General features: G+C 38.0%; 19 protein-coding genes and 1 riboswitch. Of the genes, 7 read left to right on the forward strand and 12 right to left on the reverse strand.

Annotated features, from left to right (window positions below; all coding sequences use genetic code 11):
• Nucleotides 1-53 precede the first annotated feature (53 nt).
• From GQR45_RS10590 to GQR45_RS10610, 5 genes are all read right to left on the reverse strand, one after another.
• A complete protein-coding gene (locus GQR45_RS10590; RefSeq protein ID WP_010553499.1) occupies nucleotides 54-1,394 on the reverse strand; it encodes an SPFH domain-containing protein in 1,341 nt (446 codons plus the stop codon).
• Nucleotides 1,387-1,725, reverse strand: coding sequence for a methanolan biosynthesis protein EpsI (locus GQR45_RS10595; RefSeq protein WP_165725869.1), 339 nt, complete (start codon nucleotides 1,723-1,725; stop codon nucleotides 1,387-1,389). Before GQR45_RS10595 ends, GQR45_RS10590 begins: the two co-directional genes overlap by 8 nt.
• 238 nt (nucleotides 1,726-1,963) lie before the next feature.
• Nucleotides 1,964-5,071, reverse strand: coding sequence for a PilC/PilY family type IV pilus protein (locus GQR45_RS10600; protein ID WP_165725870.1), 3,108 nt, complete (start codon nucleotides 5,069-5,071; stop codon nucleotides 1,964-1,966).
• Nucleotides 5,072-5,626: 555 nt separating this feature from the next.
• Entirely contained in the window at nucleotides 5,627-6,037 is a 411-nt protein-coding gene (locus GQR45_RS10605) for a hypothetical protein (protein ID WP_010553497.1), read from the reverse strand.
• Nucleotides 6,038-6,545: 508 nt separating this feature from the next.
• On the reverse strand, nucleotides 6,546-6,953 hold the full coding sequence (locus GQR45_RS10610) for a hypothetical protein (protein WP_007583292.1): 408 nt from the start codon (nucleotides 6,951-6,953) through the stop codon (nucleotides 6,546-6,548).
• Between the two features lie 379 nt (nucleotides 6,954-7,332).
• On the opposite strand from GQR45_RS10610, the gene GQR45_RS10615 reads away from it, so the two are divergent.
• The gene (locus GQR45_RS10615) at nucleotides 7,333-7,881 is read left to right on the forward strand and encodes a hypothetical protein (RefSeq protein ID WP_165725871.1); all 549 of its coding nucleotides are present in this window, start codon (nucleotides 7,333-7,335) and stop codon (nucleotides 7,879-7,881) included.
• 104 nt (nucleotides 7,882-7,985) lie between these two features.
• On the opposite strand, the gene GQR45_RS10620 is transcribed toward GQR45_RS10615, so the two are convergent.
• The 4 genes from GQR45_RS10620 to GQR45_RS10630 all read right to left on the reverse strand — a co-directional run bounded on the left by GQR45_RS10620 (nucleotide 7,986) and on the right by GQR45_RS10630 (nucleotide 10,714).
• A complete protein-coding gene (locus tag GQR45_RS10620) occupies nucleotides 7,986-8,846 on the reverse strand; it encodes a sodium:proton antiporter (protein ID WP_240920212.1) in 861 nt (286 codons plus the stop codon).
• A complete protein-coding gene (locus tag GQR45_RS21370) occupies nucleotides 8,833-9,012 on the reverse strand; it encodes a hypothetical protein (protein ID WP_240920214.1) in 180 nt (59 codons plus the stop codon). Before GQR45_RS21370 ends, GQR45_RS10620 begins: the two co-directional genes overlap by 14 nt.
• Before the next feature lie 293 nt (nucleotides 9,013-9,305).
• Nucleotides 9,306-9,713 (reverse strand): hypothetical protein, encoded by a 408-nt coding sequence (locus GQR45_RS10625; RefSeq protein WP_101162764.1) that lies wholly within the window; start codon nucleotides 9,711-9,713, stop codon nucleotides 9,306-9,308.
• 188 nt (nucleotides 9,714-9,901) lie between these two features.
• Nucleotides 9,902-10,714: an alpha/beta hydrolase gene (locus GQR45_RS10630; protein WP_165725872.1), complete on the reverse strand. Its 813-nt coding sequence runs from the start codon at nucleotides 10,712-10,714 to the stop codon at nucleotides 9,902-9,904.
• 363 nt (nucleotides 10,715-11,077) lie between these two features.
• Between GQR45_RS10630 and GQR45_RS10635 the strand changes: the two genes are divergently transcribed.
• The 3 genes from GQR45_RS10635 (at nucleotide 11,078) to sbcB (ending at nucleotide 14,638) form a co-directional block, all read left to right on the forward strand.
• On the forward strand, nucleotides 11,078-12,106 hold the full coding sequence (locus GQR45_RS10635; protein WP_165725873.1) for a hypothetical protein: 1,029 nt from the start codon (nucleotides 11,078-11,080) through the stop codon (nucleotides 12,104-12,106).
• A 28-nt stretch (nucleotides 12,107-12,134) separates the two neighbouring features.
• A complete protein-coding gene (locus tag GQR45_RS10640; protein ID WP_165725874.1) occupies nucleotides 12,135-12,908 on the forward strand; it encodes a toll/interleukin-1 receptor domain-containing protein in 774 nt (257 codons plus the stop codon).
• Nucleotides 12,909-13,192: 284 nt separating this feature from the next.
• Entirely contained in the window at nucleotides 13,193-14,638 is a 1,446-nt protein-coding gene (sbcB, locus tag GQR45_RS10645) for an exodeoxyribonuclease I (RefSeq protein ID WP_165725875.1), read from the forward strand.
• A 278-nt stretch (nucleotides 14,639-14,916) separates the two neighbouring features.
• Here the strand turns inward: sbcB and GQR45_RS10650 are convergent, their stop codons facing one another.
• Nucleotides 14,917-15,798 carry an NAD(P)-dependent oxidoreductase gene (locus GQR45_RS10650; RefSeq protein WP_165725876.1) on the reverse strand — a complete coding sequence of 294 codons (882 nt, stop codon included), beginning with the start codon at nucleotides 15,796-15,798 and terminating at the stop codon, nucleotides 14,917-14,919.
• Nucleotides 15,799-15,919: 121 nt separating this feature from the next.
• Here GQR45_RS10650 and GQR45_RS10655 point away from each other — a divergent pair, with 121 nt between their 5' ends.
• Both GQR45_RS10655 and GQR45_RS10660 read left to right on the forward strand, forming a co-directional pair.
• On the forward strand, nucleotides 15,920-16,480 hold the full coding sequence (locus GQR45_RS10655; protein ID WP_165725877.1) for a glutathione peroxidase: 561 nt from the start codon (nucleotides 15,920-15,922) through the stop codon (nucleotides 16,478-16,480).
• A 110-nt stretch (nucleotides 16,481-16,590) separates the two neighbouring features.
• Nucleotides 16,591-17,571 carry a 2-hydroxyacid dehydrogenase gene (locus tag GQR45_RS10660; RefSeq protein WP_165725878.1) on the forward strand — a complete coding sequence of 327 codons (981 nt, stop codon included), beginning with the start codon at nucleotides 16,591-16,593 and terminating at the stop codon, nucleotides 17,569-17,571.
• A 93-nt stretch (nucleotides 17,572-17,664) separates the two neighbouring features.
• Here the strand turns inward: GQR45_RS10660 and GQR45_RS10665 are convergent, their stop codons facing one another.
• Nucleotides 17,665-18,987 carry a sodium-dependent transporter gene (locus GQR45_RS10665; RefSeq protein WP_165725879.1) on the reverse strand — a complete coding sequence of 441 codons (1,323 nt, stop codon included), beginning with the start codon at nucleotides 18,985-18,987 and terminating at the stop codon, nucleotides 17,665-17,667.
• Nucleotides 18,988-19,128: 141 nt separating this feature from the next.
• Between GQR45_RS10665 and GQR45_RS10670 the strand changes: the two genes are divergently transcribed.
• A complete protein-coding gene (locus GQR45_RS10670) occupies nucleotides 19,129-19,887 on the forward strand; it encodes a 4'-phosphopantetheinyl transferase superfamily protein (RefSeq protein WP_165725880.1) in 759 nt (252 codons plus the stop codon).
• 59 nt (nucleotides 19,888-19,946) lie between these two features.
• On the opposite strand, the gene lysC is transcribed toward GQR45_RS10670, so the two are convergent.
• Nucleotides 19,947-21,350, reverse strand: a complete 1,404-nt coding sequence (lysC, locus tag GQR45_RS10675) for a lysine-sensitive aspartokinase 3 (RefSeq protein WP_165725881.1) — start codon at nucleotides 21,348-21,350, stop codon at nucleotides 19,947-19,949.
• Between the two features lie 75 nt (nucleotides 21,351-21,425).
• A riboswitch (Lysine riboswitch) is annotated at nucleotides 21,426-21,598 on the reverse strand.
• Nucleotides 21,599-21,666 lie beyond the last annotated feature (68 nt).

Here is a 21,666-nt window from a genome sequence, read left to right on the forward strand (position 1 = left end):
CCGATGCGAATCAGCCAACGTTTTTATTGTTTGTGCAATACTTAACTAATCGTTTATTTTTTATCTTTTTCTAAACGCTTTTTAAGACTTAATGCAGCGTCAGCGGCTAATAAACGCATAAATTCAGAGCCATTACTTTGCTCGCCTTGGCCTGCACCAATCACAATTTCAGGCACTAAACGGCTATTACCTAAGCTCGTAAATAAAGCAGTTTGAATTTTCACTTCTGCTTTTAGCGTTTCATCAAATACATACTTAGGATCAAGTGCAGCAGACTTAGCTCTTAAGCGAGCCTCAGCTAAAACGTCCATACCTAATGCTTCTAAGCGTTGTTGCTTTAAAATCTCTTCTTGTTCTTTTGCAAGCTCGGCTTTTACAGCCACTCGTTGCTGCGCAGAAATAATAGCATTTGCCTTAATTCGTTCAGCATCAATTTGCTCTTTAATTTTAAGCTTTTCAGATTCAGCACGTTGTTTAGCAATTGCTTGTTCACCTAAAGCCACTTCGGTACGCGCTTGTTGCTCAGCTTTTTTAAGATTTTGACGCGCTAGTGCTTCATCAGCAGCAGCTTGCTTTTGGGCTTCAAGGCGAGCATTTACTTTGCTTTCGTAGTCAATATCAATAATGCTGGCATCAACTACTGTAATACCGTAAGCGCCTAAAATAGGTGCATTACGCAGTGTATTACCTTCATCGTCCATTTTAATATTAATAGTGACACGCTGCTGTTTACTTAAATTACCTAAATCGTCAGATTTATCGCGCTCACCCGTACTAATAATTTGTTCAGTAACAAAAATACCGTTTGTTAATTGATCAGCAAAATCTTGGCTTAATTGACCATTACCACCAGAGTAATGTTGCTCTACCGACATCATACGCGCCGACGCTTTTACATTTTCAGTGGTTGCACGCATTAATAAATTAGATATTAATGTTTCTTGTGAACCAAACTCTTCGTGTATTTTAAGTAAACCACGTAAAGCACCCGATTCAGCTGCTGGTACATTGCCTGGCAATCTAAAACGTGAAACACCTCGTGCGCCACCTGTTGTCGTATCTAAAAATCGAATTGGTATTAGCGGTACAATTGCGCTTGCTGTTGCACCGGCATCGCCCGTAAAGTTAATCGAAATTACTTTTTTATAAGCCGATGTAGTACCAAACGCTTTTAAATAAGGGCCGGCTTGATTTATTACGGTTAAGTTACCTGTAAAAGCCGATTGATGTACTAAACGCTCATCTGCTTCATTCCACGAAACAACTTGCGATGTAAGCGTTGCAATTACGGCTAATACAACAACAATTGATGAAACAACAATTACATTACGACGACCAAATCGACTCATAAATGAGTCACTTTTTACTGCTGGGACTGCTTTTTCGCTATCCATTTTTATTACTCTCCATGTTTAATTTCTTTTTAACAAAGTAAATAATTTCCTGTTCACTCAAATGTGCGCAAAAGCTACCAGAGCGATGTAACTCAACAAATGTTGCAAGGATTTCTTCTTTACCTTTAGCTGTTTTATCTTGGTTTTCTTGTGTTTGATTTTTTTCTGTTAGTTGAGTGATTAAATCATCCACTATCGTGTCTTTATCAAACAGTACGTTGTATTCCTTGGATTTTCTTACCCGACTTTTATGTACGTTGCTGTAAATTACATAAAGTGCAACGCATAAAATAATAACAAGTAAACTTAGCCCAATAATATAAATAATCATAAGATCTACTTAAATTGGTTAGAATATTTATCAGTAATAACACTTGTAAAAATTGATACAAATTTGTTAAGCCGATGATTTTACATTAAACCCAAGCAAAAAACAGATTAAATAATCACGAATAAATTTAAAACTGAAATTATACTGAGCATCGAAAAGTAGGTTTATATTAATAAAAAAGCCACCTGATTAGGGCGGCCGTTTTATAACTACTTATTTTTGAGCTTATTTTTAAATATTAGTTACTATCGTTTTCTTCGCGTTTATAAATATATGTTTGTTGGGTTTTAAAGCCAAAACCAATTGGTTCAGCGCCATTTACTAGCTTAACTTTTCCACCTTCAACATTTAAATTTGGTCCAAGTATTTCAATCGCTTTTATTGGCTTATCAGAGCCTTCAATACCAGGGCCTATTAAATAAAACTGACTAACTTGCGTTACATCCGTTTCATCATCCCAATCGCACTTACCATCTGCATCATTATCTGCACACGACGGGCCTTCCCCAAAAAATAGCTGCGGTGTATCTGGTACATCATTACTTGTTGCAAATTTCACATCGTCATAAACCTTCGTTCCATAATGCAAATGAAAGGCATAAAGCGAACCACCGCCCCCCGTTAACGAACATTGGTTTTGTGTTGATGATGAAGATGCAGGCGTAAAGGAAGTAAAGTAAGCAACCCCACCAACGACCGTTGCTGCTGCAAGGGATTTTTCGCCCGTCCCTAATTCATATCGCCACCCTTTAAATTCGGCTAAATCAACTTCAAGATCAACAAATTTATCTACGTCATCAAGTGCATTACCGAATGGGTCTTCATTCATTTTCATTAAATCATCTGGCACTATTGGGGCTGGAAATTCAGTAAATATTTTTGTTACGGTATTTTCATCGCGGATCATATACAGCTGATCTTGCTCATTAGTAGCTAGTGGGTTTGAACGATTTCCGCTACCTATTACTATTGCGTCGTACGGGGTATCTAAACGGGTAGTGATCATTTCACCACCATAATTGGTTTTAGTGACTTTACTAAACAGCGTTCTCGCAACTAACGGTTTGTAAAAAAAACGTCTGTCTTGCGACGCTAATGTACTGCCAAGCTCCGCAAGTTTAAAATGAGTAATATCATCTTCATCGTCACTAGGAATATCTACTCGCCAAATATTACCGCCAGTATCGGTTGCATAAATTCGGTCAATATACCCGTCATAATCTGAGTCAAGCGTAGTTACATCCGCTGCAATACTGTGCTCACCGGTAAAACCATGTTCATCTGGAGTGAGCGCCCATACCTTTTCGCCAGTTTTAGCATTAACAATGTAAATACCCAGCCCGGTGTCATCTGTTGTTCTAATCGCATTATCTTTGTTTGTATCGTAGCCTGCGCCAAATATTAGCAATGGATCCTCACCAAAGGCTTTAATGTATGCAATTTGAGGTTTAGACCATGTTTGCGCCAAATATTTAAATTCTTCTGAGCCACCAACAATAGGCTTATTCCATAGTTTTTTAGGTTCGTTGGGGTCACTTATATCCAGCGCGTAGTAATTTTTACCGCCTCTGCGCATGCCTGCAAATGCCCACACTTCATCATTATCACTTGCTCTAATAACACCATCATTTAAACCTTCACTGTTTGAGCCTTTATTATTAAAGAACACACTTATAGGTCCATCCATGCCATACACTTTTGTATTTGCAAGATTACTACGCAAAGCAGGAATATTTTTTAATAAGGCAGCAGGTGTAAAAGCCCACTTTTCTTCAACCGTATCGCCTTTGTCCTCAAACATATGCAAAAAGCCGGCATTAGTACCAACAAGTATGTGAATACTTCCATCGCCGTAATCTATAGATACCGGCTTTGAATGCAAAGGGTCGCCAAAAATATTGATTCGCTGATCAACTGATGAGTTATCACCATCTTCATTATCAACATCAATTCCTCGTGCCCAGCTAATATCACTTTCCTGTAAAGTTAACCCAATATTAGGAATCAAATCAGGAGCAAGATCGGTAACTGTACTTGTCGCTAAATTTAAAATGGTTTGTACTTTATCAAAAGTAAAATCAATAATACTGCCCGTTTTATCTATATAAATTTTACGGCTATCAGGGTCTAAAGTTGATAAAAGTAAATTTACGCCACCCTGAGCTACTAAATTCCCATCTGCAGGCTTATTAGTTGGCAACCAAAATGTTCGCGCTTTCTCATCAATTAACCCATTTTCATCAAGGGCTATTTTATCAGTTGAATCGACTATGTTTGCGCCTGATACTTTTAGCTTTTTTAAATTCCCGCTCCAACGTGCGCCTGTTTCTGGGTAAAACATCGCAAAGTAAATTGACTCTCGGCTACGTGTTTGGTCAACATTATTACTTGCTACCGTAGGAGATGAAAAACTATCGTTAACTTCGCGTATTTTCGATATTGTATTATTAAGCGCTTCAGAAAGTTCAGTCGATGTATCGGCATGTAAGTACTCGCCGCCGCCCAATAAAGCGGTTTTTTCTAATAGCTTTTTACCATTTGTGCTCATGCCACTACCAAAACCGATAGTAAAAACTCGCCCCGTATCGGCAATCTCTGGCGTAGTCTCGTACAAGTCAACTTCAACATCTCTTGTACCGTGTATTATTTGAGCTAAAGCGGCTAAATAGCTACCACTTGTTTTAGATGGGTTTGAGTCAAAAGTAGATTTGTATAGAGTCTTTATAGAACTATCGCTTTCGTTATCACTCACTGGGTCGCCATCTGTCATTAAAATCAAATTAATAGAGTTATCACAACGCTCATCAGAACCTATTACTTGTTTAAAAGGAGAGATATAAGAAGAATTACTCTGGCTATAAGAAGTGGCAGTTTCAGCACTTAAGTCACGCTTGTAATCGCGGTTATAAATAGTTGAGCTATACCCATAATGAACTTTTTGACCTGTTAAGTATAAGTAAGCTTCCCATAAAGTTTCTGTAACGGGGGTATTACCATTAGCTGGCAAATTTTGTATTTGAGTTTTTACAGAGGAGTGCTCAGCCCCTAAGCCAGCCATTACATACCCACCAGAGTAATAATTGAAACGCATTAACCCAAAATCAATAGTCGCGTTATCAGTTACTAATTGCTTCATAGCGCCTTTTGCAGCAGTTAAACGTGTCTCATTTGGATAATCAATGTATGTTCCCATACTTCCTGAAGTATCAAAAATAATAAGTACACGAGGGTTTTCGTCGGTTTCAACATTATGGTTTACGTATAGTTCTATATCTTCGGCAAATACAGAAACGCTTATACCTACTCCGAATAACAAGGCAGCTATTTTTTTTAGTTTGAATTGCATTTTTAAATCCCTTTATTTGCGCTTTTTATTTTTATTGCGCAAGTTAATAACTACTCTATTCCCTGTTTGATTTTTAGTAATATTGAGGTGGGACTAAAAATAAAACAAAAGCCATATCTAGCTATTCATCACAAAACAGTGATTAGCATCCACGTGGCGTCAATGCTATAAAATATATATTACTTCGATTTTTAAATAAAAACAGATTAAAGTCAAAGACATTAGGTTTTATTGTCAATTAAAAACAACAACTTAAATAAAATAATCCTGTTTTACTGGATAGTTTAGTCACGTCAAAAAATAATATTTTTACCTATACTTTTATATTTATAGATCTATGTTTTAGGTAACAAGTACTTACCAATATAAATTAGTAGCGTAAGGCTCTAAAAATCACTCTTAAGAGCACTATTATTCAGTAAAGCTGTTTTATTAAAATGAGTGTATTTATAAGTAACTACTGTTATGCAAACATACAAAAAAGCCCATATTAGGTGCTACCTAATATGGGCTTTTATACTCTCGCTAAATTATAATCGCTTTATGCAAGCATTCTTATAAAGATAACTCTTTTTTAGCGCGAGTTAAGTTATGCGTTACAAGTGAGTTTTTAGAAATTTGAACCGCTTCATATAAATCAGAAATACCCGCAGTGTCTTTTTGAGCCTTAATACGCGCTACACCACGGTTACTTAATGCAAACGATGTAAGTTCGCGTACTTTTAAACGCGGACCATGGCTTTGCTTAAGTAAAGCAATTGCTTGTGTACAAATAGCTTCTGCTTCTTCGTAGTTTTTTGATTCAACAGTTAAAGCACAGCTATTAAACGATTTTTCAAATGCTGGGGCTGCTGTTACTGAGTCTTCAATAACCATTAATTTATAATCACCTTGATTAGCCATTGCAGCAGCTGAGCAAGTTAATAATGAGCCAAGAGCGATGGTTTTTAAAAGTGTAAATTTCATGATTATATTCCTGTTATGGCAATTGTTTAAACTAGTGATCTTTTTTAGCGTCAAGTAAATAGCTTAATAACAAGGCAAAAATTATGAAATATAGTCGTTCTATATAAGTAATTTTTTAACGCCGTTAGTGAGTTATTTAATTCGCTAAAATAATCATGTTTTAATAAAATTGGTATTTGTTAGTCGTATTTGTTGCCGACAACTAAACTTTAGAGTGTTAGCGCAATTACCACAAACGATAAAAACAAACCTAATAAGTGAATAAATCTAACCTATAGACTTTAGTCTAACACCTGTAAAAATACTTAGTAATTACAATTGGTTAAAATCCATAAAAACAACTAAACAGTAAATAGCAGAATACATTTTTTTTTTTTAATAACACAATACAAAGTTAATAAACACGAAAAAGCCGATGTTAGGGTTTAACCCAACATCGGCTTTTTTACTCTCGCTATTTTATATCATGCTTTAGTAAGCACTTTATAAAACGCGTTATAAAGGTTTTTTATAACGATAACTCTTCTTTAGCGCGAGTTAAGTTGTGCGATACCATTGAGCTGTTAGACAATTTTGATGCTTCATATAAATCAGCAAGTGCAGCTGTATCGTTATGCGCTTTTAAACGTGCAACACCACGGTTGCTTAATGCGAATGACGTAAGTTGGCGTACTTTAAATTTAGGGCCATCTGCGTCTTTTAAAAGTGCGATTGCTTTAGTACAAATTGCTTCGGCTTGCGCATAATTTTTTGACTTAACATTCAGTGCGCAGCTATTAAATGATTGCTCAAGTGGCTGTGGCGCTGTTGCAGTTTCAATAACCATTAATTTGTAATCACTTTGATCAGCCATTGCAGCAGCTGAACATGTTAATAGTGAGCTAAGAGCGATAGTTTTGATAAGTGTAAGTTTCATGGTCATATTCCTGATTAGTTAAGCCGTGCTTGTTGCCGACAATTGAACTTTAGAGAATTACCACAACCCCGACAAACGATTAAAACAAACCTAATAAGTGAGAAAAATTAACCTATAGACCTTAGTCTAATACGTTTAAACTTTTTCCATATATTTAAATAACTTACGAACTAATAATCGTGCCTAAAATCGCTACTTTACGTTTTAAAATGTATATAATTATTTATGTCTTTTTTTAGTTGGTTTTATTTTAAACACCTTACTTTGGCATAGCTGAGTAACAATCAAACAAATTTATACATTTAATTACATGCAATACTAAGTCATGTATTTATAATTATGCCTCTGGTAACTTTTCATCATTAATGGATTAACTTTTTTGAAACACACACTTCCTCTTTTTGTTTTATTAAGCACGCTTTTATCATTTAGCCAAAATGCTAACGCAAGGCTTTTGCTCGGTAATGACATGCCTAACACCGGTATGTTTATAAAATCAGAATTTAATGGCGATAGCAGCATTACATCTGCGGGTGTAGAAATGATGGTCAAACAAAATTACAGTAACTTTGGTGTTGTTTTTACAAGCGCAATTGGCGCGGCAGTAATCGATAATAAACAAGGCGAGCAAGAAGAATTTATAACGTGGGACAATGGCATGAAGCTTGGTTATTTTAATGACTTTTTTATATACGCCGAGCTTGGCTTAGATCTGTTCGAACTCGCCTTTAAAAACGATAGGGGCTATAACACCTACCAAATAGAAAAATCGAACAACGACATAGACGGTTACGCAGGTATAGGTGCGGGTTATCACTTTAAGCCATTTAAAATAGAAGTATTTACCCGTGCGCGCCAAATAGATGGCGACTACTGGGAAGCACAAGAACATATTTACAGCGGTGTGCAGCTCAGCTTTACGTTTTAACTCCCCTTTTGTTTTATAAGAAAAATAAAAAGCGTGTGAAATACAGCTATTTCACACGCTTTTTAAAAAATACATTTAACAGGTTTAATCTAACCAATTTATTTTTAACGGATAGTTTTGGCTACTTTACCAATACTCAAACCCTGAATTAAAATAGAAAAAACCACAACCGCATAAGTAAGAGCCAATAAAATATCGCGCTCGTTCCCATCAGGTAGTTGCAATACCAATGCAACCGAAATACCACCACGCAAGCCACCCCAGGTTAAAACTTTCCATGCGCCAGATGGCAACTCTAATTGCTTATTAAATGTAGTGGTTGTTATACCCACAACAATTAAACGTGCGAGTAACGCTATTAAAATAGTTAAGCCACCAGCAATAAATAAATTACTCGAAAATGCAATCATGACGACTTCAAGCCCTATGAGTACAAATAAAATGGCATTTAAAATTTCGTCAATCAGCTCCCAAAATAAATCAACGTAATGGCGTGTTTTATCGCTCATAGCCATACTACGACCATGATTACCCACCATTAACCCCATCATTACCATTGCAAGTGGGCCCGACAAATGCCAATGGCTTGCCAATGCATAACCACCAATAACGCCCGCTAAAGTAAGTAGTACTTCTTCTTGGTAACTATCAATACTTTTTAGTAAGTAATATAAAATACCACCTAATACCAAACCAAAAACAATACCACCACCCGCTTCAACCGCCAGCGTGTGCGCTACATAATAGGTTGTAGGAATATCACCACTTGATAAAACACCCAATAAAAGCACAAAAATAACCACGCCAATACCATCGTTAAACAACGATTCACCCGCAATCACGGTTTCAATACTTTTAGGCGCACCCGCAGATTGTAAAATACCCATTACCGCAATCGGATCAGTTGGCGAAATTAATGCGCCAAACAGTAAACACCAAATAAACGCTAAATCAAAACCAAGCAAAGGAAGTACTAAATAAAGCGCCGATAGATAAAAGCATCGAAATAACCATAACGCCAATGGTTGTTGGCAAGCCAATAAAGCGATGGTTTACATAGGTGAGTAACGCGGTAATTGATAAAAATATCGCACTTATTTCAAGTACGCTTAGGCTGGTTCCTGGTGCCATGGTTTAAATCTCAATATTTATTTAATGATACCTTGCTCAAAATAAGCAAAGCAGAAGGGTTATTATTTTTTATACGGTTATCTCGCATTATATTCGCGTAGCCTAAACAAGCATACCCAAAATATTAATTATAAATATACACCCTACTCTATTAACGTATTTAAGGTATTAACTTACGCATTAAATAAAACAAAAAAGCCCATGTTAGGAATTAACCTAACATGGGCTTTTTTACTCTCGCTATTTTATAACATGCTTTTGGTAAGCACTTTATAAAGGCGTTTATAAAGTACTTATAAAGAAAGCTCTTCTTTAGCGCGAGTTAAGTTGTGCGATACCATTGTACTTGTAGACATTTGGTTTGCTTCGTATAAATCAGCAAGGCCAGCAGTGTCGTTGTTCGCTTTTAAACGTGCAACACCACGGTTACTTAATGCAAATGACGTAAGTTGGCGTACTTTAAATTTAGGGCCATCTGCGTCTTTTAAAAGCGCGATTGCTTTAGTACAAATTGCTTCGGCTTCAGCATAATTTTTTGACTTAACATTCAGTGCGCAGCTATTAAATGATTGCTCAAGTGGCTGTGGCGCTGTTGCAGTTTCAATAACCATTAATTTGTAATCACTTTGCTCAGCCATTGCAGCAGCTGAACATGTAAGTAGTGAGCTAAGAGCGATAGTTTTGATAAGAGTAAGTTTCATGGTCGTAGTCCTGTTGGTTAAGCCGTGCTTGTTGCCGACAACTGAACTTTAGAGAATTAACACAAAACCGACAAACGATTAAAACAAACCTAATAAGTGAATAAAACTAACCTATAGACTTTAGTCTAATACCAAATTACTAATTTACGGCAATTGGTATTTATACAATCAGCAACCAAACCAACACTTTATTTAGTACGTTCAAGCAACTTAACTACTTGGGCTACAACCATTTCTGGCTCATCTTTTTGCGGGTAGTGATAGCTTTTATTTGTTATAACTACTTCACCTTGAGGAAATGTATTAGCCCACTTTGAATGTAAGTCGCCCCACATTTCCCGCGCTTTGTCGGTAAAAAATAATACCGATGGACTTTTATATTTTTTAACTGAGGCTATAACAGTCACTGGTATGTCAGCAATTTGTGGATAATCAGGCAGTGGACGTTTTGCCCAAAAATCTAAATACTGATTCGACATTCCATTTTTCATATCGTCGAGCTTTATAGCTGCAATTTCTTTTTCAGCGCGTAGCAAATCAATTGCGCGCATAATATCTACATCGTGCTCTGATGCAGGCTCAATTAACATCAACGCTTTAATTTGATTAGGGTATGTTGCAGCAAATACACGTGCAATATAAGCACCATAAGAGTGCGCAACATACACAACAGGCTCTTCTATTTTCAGTGTTTTGAGTAATAACGCAGCCTCAGCTGCATATTCTTCTGAGCTATAGTTTTTCTTTATTTGTGCAGAACCGCCATTACCAATACGAGAATACCGTATAACTTTAGCGTGCTTGGTAAGTGATTCAAAAACAGGATCCCAATCACTTAAACCAGCAGAACCACCCGCTTCAAGTAAAATAGTATGTTTACCTTTACCTGCTAATTCGTATTCAACATCAAGGCCATTTACTTGAACTTTAGCCAGTTCAGCTAAGGCACTATGTGTGATGAAAAGTGAGCAATAAATAATAACTTTTATTAATGATTTCATTGTTATAAATAGGAAGTGTCATTGAAATAATCTTACAATATTAAGCATTTTTATGTATAGTTTCTAGTAATATTAGGTACAAATAAAATTAGATCCTTTAGAGTTTAAAATACGTGAGCATGGTACTTAAGTTTAATGAGCATGATGTGGGTTTGTAGACCTTGAAGCAAAGTACTTTCTCGGTTCGTATGTACTAGCCCCACCTAAACGATAACTAAGCTACTTTTAAACAACTCATTATTGAAAATGGCCACAAGTTCCTAAAAGCCGCCAATCCAAACTGGTCTGAGCAATTAATGGTAATTGTACGTTAGTTAGAAGAGTTATTTTTACCGGTAAATCACTTTAAAATAAGGAAATAACATGAATATTGCAGAGATGGGGTTAGACGCTTTTTTGTCACGAAACAATATTACAGCTGAAGATTTTGAAAAATGCGAACTTGATTGGGAATTAATAAAATCAATTGGAGTGAACCATCAATCAAATATAGATAAACTTGAAGATTTAGCAGAGTCATGTACAAAAACAATCCAACGCTTTGATAAAGTTCACTCTGTTCGTTGGAGAGTCAAAAATGCAGAGCACTTAATGGAAAAAATTGTACGTAAAACTACAAAACGCTCTGGTTATTACAACAAGGAATATCTGAATATTTCTGTTGAGAACTACATTGAAATGGTAACCGACTTAATTGGAATACGTGCTTTACACTTATTTAAGCAAGATTGTGTCGAAGTAATAAACGAATTAGAAGACACTTGGGGAAAATCCGAGGCTATAACTGCATATATCAGAAAAGGCGATAGCGAGAAAGAATACAAAGAACAAGATGCTTGGGAGATTAAAGAGCATAAAGCTGGTTATCGTTCAATACATTTTGTTTTTTCCACATCACCTTATAAATCAAAAGTATTCGTAGAAGTTCAAGTAAGAACTATTTTTGAAGAAGGTTGGAGTGAAATTGATCATAAAATTAGATATCCAAACTTTTCTAATAATGCAGATATTGGTGCATTTTTAGATATATTTAATAGGCTATCTGGTAGTGCAGATGAGATGGGCTCATTTGTAAAAGCCTTAAGTACGATGATCCAACACAATAAAACTGAAGTTGACAGGTTAGAAAACGAGAACCAAGAACACAAAAATAAAATCAATGATCTATTAGAAAAGTTGAAAAACAAAACATCAACAGATGATATTTCTAGCTTAGTTACTAATCTACAAACAGAAATTATGAATTATAGTTCGTTAACGCAAGTAGCAACTCAATTACAGCACCCGAATCTTTATAATGCAATTGAACAATTTTCTAATACTGCAAGGGTTACGGATGGACTAACTGATGCCCTCATTAATTCTTATAATAAATCAGTTAATAAGAAGTAAAACCGGATAACAAATATAAGGAAACTCCATGAGTGTTAATGTCCCTAAAGTATTTATTTCATATTCCCATGACACACAAGCCCATAAAAAATGGGTTCTAGAATTAGCTCAACGTTTACGCAATTCTGGTGTCGATGCGATCTTAGATCAATTTCGTGTAGGCCTTGGAGATGACTTGGGCGGCTTCATGGAAAAAAGTGTAGCTGAATCTGACCGTATTATTATGGTATGTACTGATAATTATGTTACTAAAGCTAATAGCGGTTTAGGTGGCGTTGGATATGAGAAAATGATTATGACCGCTGAATATATGACTAATATTGATAGCAATAAAGTAATCCCTCTGATTCGTCAAAATGGCACTCATAACGTACCTACATTTTTAAAAACCCGTTTGCATATTAACTTTTCTCGCGAAGATGAATATGAATTACAATTTGACAACCTTTTACGTGAGATTCATCAAGCTCCTTTATTTAAAGAGCCTAAAATCGGTAACAATCCATTTGAGTCTGTAACCGCAAGACCATTAGAAAGCGTTGCAGATAAGAAAACCGATCTACTCAAAGAATGGGTAAAACTTTATAATCAAGGAGTAGATTTTTTTATCTTTGAGGATCTTCATCAGATGCTAGGATGTTCTAAAATATTTGCTGAAATCTACATTAATGAATTACTTACCGATAATTTAATCAAAAGAAATAGAGAATATATAACCAATTACGGTTGTATGTTAGATGTATTCAGGTTGACCGATAAGGTTAAGTTATATGCAATTGAACAGGGTTGGATTAAAGCATAAACCTTAGTTGCTCGAAGGCAATGTAATAAGTAACTTACCCCATTGGTCGAAAAGCTAAATCCGCTCAAAAGTAAATAACCGCAGCAAAGAAAACCCGCTTTTACGGGCTTTCTTATATTTATAACCTTGCAAATATAAGACAGCTAGCTCCTTATAATAAAACTAGTTTTCTCACCCAAACCTATAAACTCCCTCGCCCATATGCCATAATCTAAATAATTCATTATTTTAGTAACTTGGCGCGTATTTAGGCGCTTTTAAGTTAACTACTCAGGGTTTTCAGCATGGCATATCAAGAGCAAAATCAAGCAACAATCTATTGGCACGACTACGAGACGTGGGGGGCAAGCCCTCAAAAGGATAAGCCAAGCCAATTTGCGGGTATTCGTACCGATCTTGATTTAAATATTATTGGCGAGCCGCTTATTGAATATTGTAAGCCGCAAGCGGATTACTTGCCCCACCCTGAGGCGTGTTTAATTACGGGTATTACGCCACAAGTAGCGATGAAAAAAGGCTTAGTTGAAGCTGAGTTTATAGCAAAAATTCATGCCGAATTTAGCGTGCCAAACACCTGTGTTGCCGGTTATAACAGTATTCGGTTTGATGACGAAGTAAGCCGTTATAGCTTTTACCGTAACTTTTACGACCCATACGAGCGTGAATACAAAAATAACAATAGCCGCTGGGATATTATTGATTTAGTACGTGCTTGTTACGCACTGCGTCCTGAAGGCATTGAATGGCCGTTAAAAGAAGACGGCAGCCCAAGCTTTAAGCTAGAACATTTAACCGTAGCCAATAGTATTGAACACGCCGCAGCGCATGATGCACTAAGCGATGTAACCGCCACTATTGCACTGGCTAAGCTAATAAAAGAAAAGCAACCAAAGCTATATAACTTCTTTTTTGGGCTGCGTGGCAAAAAAGCCCTTGCCGAATTGGTTGATGTTTTTAACATGACGCCGCTTGTGCATACCACGTCGCGCATACCTGCAACACAAGGCTGTACAAGCTGGGTTGCACCAATGAGCTTTCATCCAGTAAATAAAAACGCGGTTATTTGTTTTGATTTAACTCAAAACCCGCAAGTACTCATTGATTTAAACGTAGAAGAATTACGCAAACGTTTATACACCAAACGTGTAGATTTAGCCGAGGACGATTTACCTGTTGGCTTAAAACTAGTGCATTTAAACAAGTGCCCTATTTTAGCCCCAGCTAAAACGTTATTGCCTGAAAACGCCGCGCGCCTTGGGATTGACCGCGAGCAGTGTTTAGCTAACTTAGCTGTTTTAAAAGCCAATACCGATCTTCGCGATAAAGTAACCGAAGTGTTTAACGAGCAAGGCGATTACAGCGCAACCACTAACGTTGACTACTTACTTTACGATGGGTTTACAAGCCATGCTGATAAAGCTAAATTTGCGATTATTCGTGATGCAAAACCAGATGAATTAGCAGGGTTGAAGTTAGACTTTGAAGATAAAAAGTTTAATACGTTATTGTTTAGGTACCGCGCCCGTAACTGGCCTGAAACGCTAAACCAGCAAGAGCTTGACCAATGGCGCCAGTATTGCCAAAACAAGTTAATGCACGGGGAAGATCAACCATCGATTAATGCGCAAGATTTTATGATCACCCTTGAAAACCTAGCGCATGAACATGACGACAGCGAAAAAAATCTTACTATTTTAAAGGCGCTATATAACTACGCTCAAAGCATGTAATTTTGTTTGTATAACGCATTAAAAACGCGACGCTTTAGCAATAAAGCGTCGCGTTTTTGTTTATTAATATCTGTATCACTACAAAGAAAGCAAAATTTATTTCACAAAGAGAAGCGAATGAGGAGTAAATGAGAAACATAAAAACAATAGTTTTTTAGATCTATTACTTCCTCTAAAAGCGCAGCGCCTCATAACCTCTTTGTGAATAAATTACTTTACGGGCTTTGCCCGTCACGCCAGCAAGCTTCGCGTCTACATCGACATACTCAACGTAAACGTTACTTTTTATGCAGCGCTTCAATGCGTGCTAGTAAGCTTGAGGTGTCGTATCTGCCACCGCCAAGTGCTTGTACGTCGGCGTAGTATTGATCGACCGTTGCGGTCATTGGCAGTGTTGCACCGTTGTTTTTAGCTTCATCGAGTGCAATACCTAAATCTTTACGCATCCAATCTACGGCAAAACCAAACTCATATTCACCCGCCCACATTGTTTTGTAGCGGTTTTCCATTTGCCACGAACCGGCTGCACCTTTAGAAATGGTTTCTATAACTTTTTCACCATCAAGCCCAGCTTGCTTGGCAAAATGTAAGCCTTCGGCTAAACCCTGCACTACACCAGCAATACAAATTTGATTAACCATTTTACAAAGTTGTCCCGAGCCAACGCCGCCTAACAGTTGGCTAAAACGACTAAACGCCGCCATAACTGGCTGCACTTTAGCAAATACGGCTTCACTGCCACCCGCCATAACCGTTAATACGCCGTTTTCGGCGCCAGCTTGTCCGCCCGATACAGGCGCATCTATAAAGTCGATATTTTGCAGAGCCGCTTTTGCAGCCACTTCGCGTGCTACTTCAGCTGAGGTTGTGGTGTGATCAACCAAAATAGTGTGCGGCAACATGCCCGCTAACACGCCGTCGTCGCCATACACTACTGAGCGTAAATCGTCATCGTTACCAACACACATAAATACGATGTCGGCATTACTGGCAGCTTCGCGCGGGGTTGGTGCAAAGCTTCCTGAATGTTCTGCAGTCCACGTTTGTGCTTTAGCTTGAGTACGGTTATACACGCATACGCTGTGCCCTGCTTTTGCTAAATGCCCCGCCATTGGGTAACCCATTACGCCTAAACCTATAAATGCGACTTTCATTGACATAAAAATGACCTATTAAACTGATAACTTAGAAACTAGACCTCGATTATGTCAACCGGTCGATAAAAAAGCGAATGAAAGTCTTTATAAAATTTCCTTAGCGGGAAAGGTAAGTAGGTAACCTATGGACAGTATTTATCAATTTAATGCACCACTTTTTAACAGCGAAAATTTTTCTCTTAGCCAATTACAGGGCAAAACCGTCCTTATTGTTAATACAGCGAGTAAGTGTAATTTTTCGGTGCAATTAAATGCGCTCGAAAAGCTCTATCAGCAATACAAAAGCAATGGTTTTACTGTACTTGCGTTTCCGTGTAACCAGTTTGGCCAAAATGAGCCGCTTGATAATTTAGCCATTAAAGACTTTTACCAAGATCAATTTAATGTCTCATTTGAGGTATTTGGTAAGGTAATGGTAAACGGGCCAGAAACACATCCGTTGTTTAATTATTTAAAGTCGCATACGCGGGGTATTTCGCAAAATCGTGCAATTAAGTGGAATTTCACTAAGTTTTTAATTAACTCACAAGGGCAACTTGTTGCACGCTATGCACCACGTACTAAGCCCGAAACACTTAAACAAGTAATAGAAAGCAACCTACTGCAAGCCGCAAAGTTAAGCGCTGCTAGAGGTGGTAAAAAAGTATCGTCAAAAATACCTTTGTTTACGTCGGCTAAGGCATAAATTAGGGCTTAATTTAAATCAATAAAATGCGTGTTACTAAAGCACAGGTTTATAAAGTAGTTTATTGTATTAGTAATAAATAATACTCCTTAAGCGTCGAGGCTATTACCATGAACATTGCTTTTTTTAGTACTCAAAAGTACGAACTGCCTTTTTTTGAACAAAGTACACGCGATCACCGTGATATAAAAATAACGTATTTTGAGCAAGCCCTGAGCGAACAAACGGCCATTTTAACAAACGGGTTTGATGCCATATGCGTATTTGTAAACGACACCGTAAACGCCACTGTTATTGAACAATTGGCAAGCCAAGGCATAAATACTATTTTGCTACGTTGTGCAGGATTTAATAATGTTGATTTACCTGCAGCAAAAGCACATAAAATTAAAGTATTACGTGTTCCTGCTTACAGCCCTGAGGCCGTAGCCGAGCATTGTATTGCACTTATGCTAACGCTTAGCCGTAAAACACATAAAGCGTATAACCGCGTACGCGAAGACAATTTTGATTTAAATGGATTGCTTGGTTTTAACTTGCACAATAAAACCGTGGGTATTGTAGGTTGCGGTAAAATTGGCCTTGCGCTGTGTAACATTTTAAATGGCTTTGGCGCTAATGTATTAGTGTGCGACCCCTACGCACAACCTGGCAATTATACAATTACCGATATAGACACCTTACTTAGCCAAAGCGATGTGATTTCTTTGCATTGCCCTTTAACGGAGCAAACTCATCATTTAATAAATGACGAGGCATTTAGCAAAATGAAAACCGGCGTTATGCTTATTAACACCTCTCGTGGTGCACTGCTTAACAGCAAAGCGTGCATTAATGCGCTTAAAACTAAAAAACTAGGGTATTTAGGGCTCGACGTTTACGAGCAAGAGTCGGAGCTGTTTTTTAAAAACCACAGCGACGAAATAAATCAAGACGATATATTTTCGCGCTTAGTGAGCTTTAAAAATGTATTAGTAACGGGGCATCAGGGCTTTTTTACCCAAGAGGCACTCACCGAGATAGCAAACACAACCCTACTTAACGCGCTTGAAGTAAATGAAGGTAGGCCTCTGACTAATGAGGTTTTATAAAGTTCTTGGCTATACCTAAATAACAGGTACAAAAAAAGCGAATAAGGTGAGCCCTATTCGCTTTTTTGTTTAAAAATTCACTTTAAATAGAGCTTAGCCAAACGCGACGTTTGCAAATACCAAGGTCATTAATATTGGGCAAACAAAACGAATATACTGAGCAAACCAGTAATGTACGCCTGTTGTTGCTTGATGTAATTTATTACCACGCTGCCACATCCAACCTACCGTAATAAAGTAAAACAAGCCCATAAGCGGCAATTGGTATTGAGTAAATAGCATAATAACTAAGCCAAATAACCAATCAAAATTTAATATAATCGCGCTTGCACACACAAGAACAACGGCGCTTACCGCCCATGTTGCTTTGGTGCGGCTAACCTTGTGGTTTTCGACTAAAAACGCTACCGGAATTTCGGTGGTCGATATAGTTGACGTAACCGATGCGATAGACATTAATACAAAAAATAATAAACCAACTAATAAGCCAATTTCGCCCATGGTGCTAAATAGCTCAGGTAAAATAGCAAAAATAAGTTGCCCTTCGCCAATCAATTTACCACCACTAAATACCTCTACACCGTTGTGCTGCGCCACATAAATAGCAGGAATAATAAGTAAGCCCGCTAAAAAAGCAACGCCAGTATCAAGTAGTGCAACACCTGCGGTGAGCTTTGGTAAATTAGCATCTGGCTGTAAATACGAGCCGTAAATCATCATACAGCCCACACCTAAAGAGAGCGAAAAGAACGCTTGCCCCATTGCAGCAATAATTAAATTAGGGTCGAGTATTTGGCTAAAATCAGGAATTAAATACGCGGCAAAGCCTTCGCTTGCGCCATCAAGTGTAGCAATGTAAGCAATTAAACCAACAAGCAGCACAAGTAACAGTGGCATTAAACGGCGCGACCAGGTTTCTATTCCCGATTTAACACCTTTTAAAATAATACTGGCAGTTAAAATAAGCATAAGCGGCGTAAATACAAAATTACGCAGCACTGAGTCGCTATGTAAAAACTCGCTTGCGCCTGTAAACCCAAAAAAGGTGGTTATGGGTTCAATAGCGTATGAGAGCATCCACCCAGCTACTATTGAGTAAAAACTTAGCATAACAACTGCGCCCGCAAGGCCAATATAACCTGCTGCCGCACCTACTTTACGGTTAGTGTTTTGCCATGCGTCGCCCAATGCTTTTACAGGGTTAGCTTGTGCTTTGTGACCTAAATAAAGTTCTGTATACAGCGCAGGAAGCGCAAGTAAAAATATAACAATAAAGTAAACCAGTAAAAATGCACCGCCACCATGGTTGGCCGCTTGCGTAGGAAAACCCCAAATATTACCTAAACCCACTGCTGCGCCAGCAGCGGCTAAAACAAAACCAAGTCGGCTTTGAAACCCATCACGCACTTGTGCCATACATCTACAAATCTGTTATTATTTTGATTATTGTGAATTAAACCATATTTCATGCCAGCTGAGTAATAAAATTGTACCCAGCCTTTATTAGTGGCGTTAACCGCTCACAATATCAGCGACTTCTTTTGCTTTAGGGCTTTTATGACTGAACACTATTTTAAAAACGCCTTGAGTATTACTTCAACTCAATTGGCAAACTTGTCTTTAGCGAGTAACAGTATTTTATTATTTAATGCTAAAACACTTGAGCTTAGTGACTTTAATTTGCCCGATTGCTTAAGCCCATTTGAGTTAACTATTATAAACCGCCGTAAAAGTCCGCAAGCTAAGCAAGAGTATTTAGCGACGCGGTTATTGTTAAAACACCTTATTAAAGTAGCGCAGCCGCAACATGCGCGTGTAGCCCTTAATAAAATAAGTACCGAATTTGACGAGGCAAGCTCAAAGCTGCAAATACACGTAAATGGTGATGTTATTAATACCTGTATTTCGCACTCGCATGGTTTGGTTGGCGTAGCGCTAAATTTTGATAAAAGTGAGTTTGGGTTTGATATTGAAAAAGTAAGCCTAAAGCGCCCGTTTGAAAAGCTCGCTAAGCATTTTTATCATAATGATGAAATTACACTTATCACTGAACCTACTAATACCCAAGCCCAAGCAGATACGTTTTTTAGAATTTGGACATTAAAAGAGTCACTTGCTAAAGCCACCAGCCGCCCTATTGCAAAATTACTTAGCCCCAATGTGTTTGACGAATTACATAGTGCAAAGCTGAGTGCTAGCAGTAATCGCGTTACTGTAGCTGATAGCAGTGACAGCAATGTTTGCTTTGATGTAAGTGTGGTGCATAAAAAAAGCATCGACTGGCGATGCTTTTTATTAAATGACTTTATTAAGTAACTTTATTAAGTGACTTTATCAACTGATTTTACTAGGTGATTTTCCTGAATAACGGTTATTTACGCAGCAAAATCATTTTCTAATAAACGGCTATGAATAGACTGTACTACGTTATCTGACTCAGTTTGCTCTACTAAAAAGCACAGATTGTGCTTACTAGCACCGTGGCAAATTAATCGAATGTTAAAGTCTTTTAGTACACTCATTAAGTTCATTTCGTGTTGGCGTAATTGAATCTCAGAGCCAATAAGTGCCACCAATGTTAGGTTGTTTTCTACCGAAACATGGCAAAACTCTGCAAGCTTATCTAGGCATTCTTGATCGAGCTCTGGGCGCGAGGCGTTTTGCGCGTTATCAAGGGTTATAGCTACGCTAATTTCTGATGTAGTTACCAAATCGACCGATATATTGTATTCACTTAATAGTGTAAATACGCGTGCTAAAAAGCCACTAGCTAGTAGCATTTCTGGGCTTTTAAGCGTAAGCAATATTTGGTTTTTACGTTGCGTTACTGCGCGTATGCCTGGTTGCTGCGATTTTTCGCGCTCAATCCATGTACCACCACGCTCTGGCTCTCGGCTAGAACCAACAAACACGTTAATGTGGCTCCGGCTTGCTGGTAAAATAGTCGCTGGGTGCAATACTTTTGCGCCAAAGGTCGCCATTTCAGCGGCTTCGTCAAAACTTAAACGTGCAATTGGCGTCGCTTTTGCGCACAAACGCGGGTCGGTGCTAAAAATACCCACTACGTCGGTCCAAATATGCACACTTTTAGCGTTAATTGCTTCAGCTAATAATGCAGCGCTGTAGTCTGAACCACCACGTCCTAGCGTTGTGGTTTGACCGTATTCGTCACTGCCAATAAAGCCCTGAGTCACAATTACTTGAGCGTTTAATAACGGGATTAAATGTTCTTTAGCGGCTTGCGCTGTGGCTGCAACATTAGGCGTTGCTTTACCAAATTGGCTGTCGGTTTTAAGCACCTTGCGCACATCAAAGCGATCGGCGTTTAAACCTTGTAAACGCAGCACCTGAGCAAATAAATAAGACGACAAACGCTCACCAAAGCTAAGTAGCTCGTCGTGTTGCTGATCGGTTGTTAGTGACTCTTGAGCCAATGTTTGAAATGCTTTTAGGGTTTCGTTAAAGCCAACCGCTAAATCGGCATCTAGCGATAACTCATCTAAAATAGTTTGTTGAATAGCAAGCACGCCGTTTATGTGTTCTTGGCGCTCACTTGAGGTAATACTTGATTTACACAGTGCAACTAAGTGGTTAGTTACGCCGGCACTGGCGCTCACGGCAACAATACGTACGCTTTTATCTGCAACAATAATTTCGCTACAGCGACTCATCGCTTCAAAGTTTGCAACACTTGTTCCGCCAAACTTGGCAACGATGTAATCTGATTTTGCGCTTAACTCTGTTTGAGGCACTGTTTGTGGCGCTGATTGGGTAGTCATTTAGTCTCCTTTCGCGATATCCAAATCGCAATAAAACAAGAAGAACTTGGCAAAGGAATGCTTGAAGATAAGTCCACTGCCAGAAGCTCTCCACCTATATTGGTGACAGTTTTGAGGATTCAGCCCCATAAACCGAAAAACAATGACGACGTACCATTATTTTCCTCGGCGAGTACTTCCCTCCTTAATGATCATCGGCTTTCGTCGCCTAACATTAAGTACCTAAGTATCGCACCTCTTCTGAATGCTTTATTAACCAGTGGCTAATAAAACAAAACCCCACTAAGTAGCGGGGCTTTGAAAGTTATCGTTTAGA

Source organism: Pseudoalteromonas sp. SA25 (assembly GCF_011378705.1).
Taxonomy (GTDB): domain Bacteria; phylum Pseudomonadota; class Gammaproteobacteria; order Enterobacterales; family Alteromonadaceae; genus Pseudoalteromonas; species Pseudoalteromonas arctica.

Coding starts and splice junctions, on each gene's coding strand:
- GQR45_RS10590 (WP_010553499.1), bottom strand. CDS start 1,394: ATGGATAGCGAAAAAGCAGTCCCAGCAGTAAAAAGTGACTCATTTATG.
- GQR45_RS10595 (WP_165725869.1), bottom strand. CDS start 1,725: ATGATTATTTATATTATTGGGCTAAGTTTACTTGTTATTATTTTATGC.
- GQR45_RS10600 (WP_165725870.1), bottom strand. CDS start 5,071: ATGCAATTCAAACTAAAAAAAATAGCTGCCTTGTTATTCGGAGTAGGT.
- GQR45_RS10605 (WP_010553497.1), bottom strand. CDS start 6,037: ATGAAATTTACACTTTTAAAAACCATCGCTCTTGGCTCATTATTAACT.
- GQR45_RS10610 (WP_007583292.1), bottom strand. CDS start 6,953: ATGAAACTTACACTTATCAAAACTATCGCTCTTAGCTCACTATTAACA.
- GQR45_RS21370 (WP_240920214.1), bottom strand. CDS start 9,012: ATGGCACCAGGAACCAGCCTAAGCGTACTTGAAATAAGTGCGATATTT.
- GQR45_RS10625 (WP_101162764.1), bottom strand. CDS start 9,713: ATGAAACTTACTCTTATCAAAACTATCGCTCTTAGCTCACTACTTACA.
- GQR45_RS10630 (WP_165725872.1), bottom strand. CDS start 10,714: ATGAAATCATTAATAAAAGTTATTATTTATTGCTCACTTTTCATCACA.
- GQR45_RS10635 (WP_165725873.1), top strand. CDS start 11,078: ATGAATATTGCAGAGATGGGGTTAGACGCTTTTTTGTCACGAAACAAT.
- GQR45_RS10640 (WP_165725874.1), top strand. CDS start 12,135: ATGAGTGTTAATGTCCCTAAAGTATTTATTTCATATTCCCATGACACA.
- sbcB (WP_165725875.1), top strand. CDS start 13,193: ATGGCATATCAAGAGCAAAATCAAGCAACAATCTATTGGCACGACTAC.
- GQR45_RS10650 (WP_165725876.1), bottom strand. CDS start 15,798: ATGTCAATGAAAGTCGCATTTATAGGTTTAGGCGTAATGGGTTACCCA.
- GQR45_RS10655 (WP_165725877.1), top strand. CDS start 15,920: ATGGACAGTATTTATCAATTTAATGCACCACTTTTTAACAGCGAAAAT.
- GQR45_RS10660 (WP_165725878.1), top strand. CDS start 16,591: ATGAACATTGCTTTTTTTAGTACTCAAAAGTACGAACTGCCTTTTTTT.
- GQR45_RS10665 (WP_165725879.1), bottom strand. CDS start 18,987: ATGGCACAAGTGCGTGATGGGTTTCAAAGCCGACTTGGTTTTGTTTTA.
- GQR45_RS10670 (WP_165725880.1), top strand. CDS start 19,129: ATGACTGAACACTATTTTAAAAACGCCTTGAGTATTACTTCAACTCAA.
- lysC (WP_165725881.1), bottom strand. CDS start 21,350: ATGACTACCCAATCAGCGCCACAAACAGTGCCTCAAACAGAGTTAAGC.